The sequence below is a fragment of the Rhodopila sp. genome, assembly GCF_035548235.1.
In the GTDB taxonomy this organism is placed as follows: domain Bacteria; phylum Pseudomonadota; class Alphaproteobacteria; order Acetobacterales; family Acetobacteraceae; genus Rhodopila.
The window spans coordinates 1-4710 of record NZ_DASZTJ010000018.1; the positions used below are offsets into that span (position 1 = coordinate 1).

The 4710-nt window shown below is 66.8% G+C and carries 6 protein-coding genes; 4 read left to right on the forward strand and 2 right to left on the reverse strand.

Translation table 11 applies throughout. The features are described from left to right. The 4 genes from murJ to bfr all read left to right on the forward strand — a co-directional run. Nucleotides 1–884 (forward strand): murein biosynthesis integral membrane protein MurJ (gene murJ, locus VHB27_RS00920; RefSeq protein WP_325596752.1); only part of this gene is annotated, 884 nt, incomplete at its 5' end. A gap of 5 nt (nt 885–889) precedes the next feature. Next, the gene (gene trpS, locus VHB27_RS00925) at nt 890–1897 is read left to right on the forward strand and encodes a tryptophan--tRNA ligase (protein WP_325596754.1); all 1008 of its coding nucleotides are present in this window, start codon (nt 890–892) and stop codon (nt 1895–1897) included. A gap of 138 nt (nt 1898–2035) precedes the next feature. After that, nucleotides 2036–2233 (forward strand): (2Fe-2S)-binding protein, encoded by a 198-nt coding sequence (locus VHB27_RS00930; protein WP_325596756.1) that lies wholly within the window; start codon nt 2036–2038, stop codon nt 2231–2233. 41 nt (nt 2234–2274) lie between these two features. Next, a complete protein-coding gene (gene bfr, locus VHB27_RS00935; RefSeq protein WP_325596758.1) occupies nt 2275–2763 on the forward strand; it encodes a bacterioferritin in 489 nt (162 codons plus the stop codon). A 92-nt stretch (nt 2764–2855) separates the two neighbouring features. On the opposite strand, the gene VHB27_RS00940 is transcribed toward bfr, so the two are convergent. Beyond that, entirely contained in the window at nt 2856–3893 is a 1038-nt protein-coding gene (locus VHB27_RS00940; protein ID WP_325596760.1) for an MBL fold metallo-hydrolase, read from the reverse strand. A 65-nt stretch (nt 3894–3958) separates the two neighbouring features. Beyond that, nucleotides 3959–4710 (reverse strand): citrate/2-methylcitrate synthase (locus VHB27_RS00945; protein WP_325596762.1); only part of this gene is annotated, 752 nt, incomplete at its 5' end.

Below are 4710 nucleotides of genomic sequence, written 5' to 3' on the forward strand. Positions count from 1 at the left end.
TGATCGGCGCCGGGGTGACGCAGCTCAACCTGGCGGTGGACGTCATCATCGCCAGCCTGCTGCCGCCGGGCACCGTATCCGTCCTGTATTACGCCGACCGGGTGCAGCAACTGCCGCTGGGGGTGATCGGGACCGCGGTCGGCACCGCGCTGCTGCCCGCCCTCTCCCGCCAGGTCCGCGGCGGCGAGGCGGCCCAGGCGCTCGGCACGCTGAACCGAGCGGTGGAATACGCGCTGTTCCTGACGCTGCCGGCGGCGCTGGCGCTGATCGTCTGTGCCTATCCGGTCATCCAGGTGCTGTTCGGCCGGGGCGCGTTCGGTGCGACGAGCGTGCTGTTTTCCTCCCAGTCGCTGGCCGCCTACGCGATCGGCCTGCCGGCCTTCGTGACGGTGAAGGTGCTGATGCCCGCCTTCTTCGCGCGGGGCGACACGTCGATGCCGGTGAAGGTCGGCATCGGATGCGTGCTGCTGAACCTGGGGCTGAACCTGCTGTTCATGACCCCGTTGGCGCATATCGGGCCGGCGCTGGCGACCAGCCTGGCCGCGATCGCCAATGTCGGCGCGCTGGGCGTGATCCTGCTGCGGCGCGGGCATCTGCGGATGGATGCGCTGCTCTACCGGCGGGTGTCGGCGATGGCCGGGTCGGCGGTGATCATGGCTGGCGTGCTGTGGGTCCTGCGCGAGTGGCTGTTCCGCGCGCCGCTGCACGGCCTGGCGCGCTATGCCGCCCTGGGCGCGCTGATCGTCGCGGGGATGCTGGTCTACGGCATCGCTGCCCAGCTAACGGGGGCGTATGATCTGCGGGACGTCGCGCGTATGATGGCTCGTCGCCGCAGCCGGTCCCAAGGCCCAGCCGCGGCGGAGACGACAACCAACGAGGTCTGAGTTCGATGCAACGCGTGTTTTCCGGCATCCAGCCGTCCGGGATTCCAACCCTGGGCAACTATCTGGGCGCGATCCGCAACTGGATCAAAATGCAGGACGACCACGACTGCATCTGGTGCGTCGTCGACCTGCACGCGATCACCGTCTGGCAGAACCCGGCCGAACTGCGGCAGCAGACGCTGGAGATGACGGCGGTGCTGCTGGCCTGCGGGCTGGACGCGTCGAAGCACATCCTGTTCCTGCAATCGGCCGTGCACGCGCATGCCCGCCTCGCCTGGATCTTCAATTGCATCGCCCGGCTCGGCTGGCTGAACCGGATGACGCAGTTCAAGGACAAGGCCGGCAAGGACCGGGAGAACGCCTCGGCCGGCCTTTATGTCTATCCGAACCTGATGGCCGCCGACATTCACGCCTATCACGCGACCCGCGTGCCGGTGGGCGACGACCAGCGCCAGCATCTGGAGCTGGCGAACGACATCGCCCAGAAATTCAACCACGATTACGGCGTCGACTTCTTCCCCAACATCGAGCCGATGATCCTGGGCCCGGCCGCTCGGGTCATGAGCCTGCGCGACGGGACCAAGAAGATGTCGAAGTCCGATCCCTCGGACCAGAGCCGCATCAACCTGAGCGACGACGCCGACACGATCGCGCTGAAGATCCGCCGCGCCAAGACGGACCCGGAGCCGCTGCCGTCCGAGGTCGCCGGGCTGGAGAACCGGCCGGAGGCACGGAACCTTGTCGGCATCTATGCCGCCCTGACCGATACCGACCACGCGGCGGTGCTGCGCGATCACGGCGGGGCCGGGTTCGGGACCTTCAAGCAGGTGCTGACCGATCTCGTCGTGTCCAAGCTGTCGCCGATCGCGGCGGAGACGGAGCGGCTGCTGAAAGACCCGGACCTGCTGATCCAGACGCTGCGGATCGGCGCGGCGCGCGCGGCCGAAATCGCCGACCCGATCGTGGCGGAGACGGAGCGGTTGGTCGGCTTCATCGGCATGCAGGAACGATAGAGGCGGCTGCCTCGCTCTTCGCTTCAGGCGGGAGCGGGGAGCGAGACTCTGCAGAATCGCATCGCACCCTTGCAAATCTGCAATTGCGAATTACTCGCAACCTTGCTATCAGCGTCTCGGGTAAGCTGAGGGACGCCCGTGTATATCTGCTTTTGCAACGCCCTGACCGACGCTGACATTCGCCGCGCCACCGACTCGCACGGTGCCCGGCGTCCCGCCGAGGTCTTCGAATGTTGCGGCTGCCGGGCGCAATGCGGCGCCTGCGTGCGAACGCTGTGCGGCATGGTCCGAGACGCCCTGCACGGAAGCGACCCGGCAGAGTTTGCTTCGGCCTGATACCTGGGGCAAGTTGACCTGCTAGGATACAGGAGGCAGGCATGCTGCGGGATCCGAAGGTGGTCGAGTACCTCAATACGGTGCTGACCAACGAACTCACGGCCATCAATCAGTATTTTCTGCATGCGCGGACGCTGAAGCATTGGGGGGTCACGCTCCTCGGGAAAAAGGAATATTCCGAGTCGATCGAGGAGATGCATCACGCCGACTGGCTGATCGAACGCATCCTGTTCCTGGACGGGCTGCCCAACGTGCAACGGATGAACCAGGTGCTGGTCGGTCAGACGGTCGAGGAGATGCTGCGCTGCGACTACAAGCTGGAAGAGAAGGCAATGGTCGACCTGCGGGACGGCATCGCCTATTGCGAGAGCATCCGCGACTACGTGTCCCGTGACCTGATGCGGAAGATCCTGGACGACGAGGAGGAGCACGTCGACTTCCTCGAGCGGCAGTTCGACCTGATCAAGCTGGTGGGGATCGAACGATACATCCAGCTCAACAGCGCGCCCGCCCCCGAACAGGATAGCTGATCGGGGGACGGCTATCCCCCATCATCGGTTGGTTCCCCCACGTTGAGCCGGGTCATGACGATGTGGAGACCTCTCGCTTCCGCGGGCCACCCTCAATGGGCCGTGGACGCGCCCAGCCGGTTCCACGCATCCAGCCCGCCATGGATATGGAACGCGTTCCCTAACCCGGCCTGGCGTGCCGCCCTGACGGCCATGGCGGAGCGTTCGCCGAACGCGCAGTAGAACACCAGCCGACGGCCCGTGGCGGCGACGAGGTCGTGGACCAGCCCGCCTTCCTGGATGTTCTCCGCCAGGTCGCCGTACGGTGCCGGCAAGGCGCCCGCGATCCCCGGATGCTTCAGCCGTTCCGCCTTCTCCCGCAGGTCGATCAGCACGATGTCGGGCTGTCCGACCAGGGCCAGCGCCTCCTCGGCGGTTATGGCCCAACCAAGGCGCGCGATCTCCGCTTGCGCCAGGCCCTGGCGCATATTGGCCGGCACCGCCACGTCCATCATCTTGGGATTGGACAGGTTGAGGCCGTTCATCAGCGCCTCGTATTCCTCGACCGACCTGATCTGAAGCCTGGGATTGCTGCGCCGTTCCTCACCGATCGTGCTGACCGTATCGCCCTTGTTGTCATGGGCGGGGAAGACCAGCGTCTCCTCCGGCAGGCGCAGCAGGCGGTTGAAGATCGAATCGTATTGCGCGCGCGGGCACCCGTTCTGGAAATCGGTGCGGCCGGTGCCGCGGATCAACAGCGTGTCGCCGGTGAAGACGCGGTCGGCCATGCGGAAGCAATAGGAGTCGTCCGTATGGCCGGGCGTATAGATCGCCTCCAGATCCAGTCCCTCGATGCGCAGCCGGTCGCCGTCGGACAGGCGCATGGAGACGACGTCGACCTGAGACTGCTCGCCCATCACCGTGATGCACTGTGTGCTGTCGCGCAGCGCCCCCAGGCCGGTGATGTGGTCGGCATGCAGATGCGTGTCGACTGCCTTCACCAGCCGCAGGTCCAAGTCACGGATCAGGGCCAGATAACGGTCCACCTTCTCCAGCACCGGGTCGATGATCAGCGCCTCACCGCCGCGGCGGGAGGCGAGCAAGTAGGTGTAAGTGCCGGATGTCGCATCGAAAAGCTGGCGGAAGATCATATCTGCCTCCGAAGACGGCTCTTCGGAGGATATACTATCGTGGAAGACGTTATCCAGAGGTACTTCTAGCCGATCGGCGGTCCGACATAGGCCGAGGCGGGACGCATCAGCCGCCCCGTCCGGCGCTGTTCCAGCACATGTGCGATCCATCCGGGGCAGCGGCCGACGGCGAAGACCAGGGTGAACGCATCCCGCGCGATGCCGACGGCGTCGAGGAGCAGGGCGGCGGTGATCTCGACATTGGGCGGGAGCGTGCGGCCCGGCTTGACCCGCTGGATCGCGGCGGCCACGGCCCGCTCCAGCGTCGCCGCGAACGCCAGCCGCCCCGCCGCGGGTCCCATGGCCGCGAGCGCTCGGCGCATCTCGGCGGCGCGCGGGTCGTTGCCTTGGAAGACGCGGTGCCCGAATCCCATCAGGCGTTCGCCGGCGCGCAGCTTCGCTTCCAGCCAGCCGTCCAGGTCGGCCTGGCGTTCGGCTTCGTCCAGCAGATCGAGGGTCGGACCGGGAGCGGCGCCGTGCAGGACCCCGGTGAAGGCGCACCAGGCGGCGAGGACAGCAGCGGTCAGCGAAGCCCGAGTGGACGCAACAACCCGAGCGGTAAAGGCCGATGCGCTAAGACCGCTTTCGGCCATGACGGTGAAGTAGGTGTCGAGTGCATGCACTGCCGCCGGGTCGGCCGCCCTGCCCTGCATCATCCGCAACAGGTCGGCGGCGGTCCCCAGGGTGGGATCGGGCGCGATCGGCGCCTGGCCCATCTGCCGGCGCACGAGCGCGGCGACGGCAACCGGCAGCGCACCCATCAGGTCGGTGGGCGACG

Bases quoted from the DNA above. Each gene is read 5' to 3' on its own strand.
- VHB27_RS00940 (WP_325596760.1), bottom strand. From the start codon at position 3,893: ATGATCTTCCGCCAGCTTTTCGATGCGACATCCGGCACTTACACCTAC.
- trpS (WP_325596754.1), top strand. From the start codon at position 890: ATGCAACGCGTGTTTTCCGGCATCCAGCCGTCCGGGATTCCAACCCTG.
- bfr (WP_325596758.1), top strand. From the start codon at position 2,275: ATGCTGCGGGATCCGAAGGTGGTCGAGTACCTCAATACGGTGCTGACC.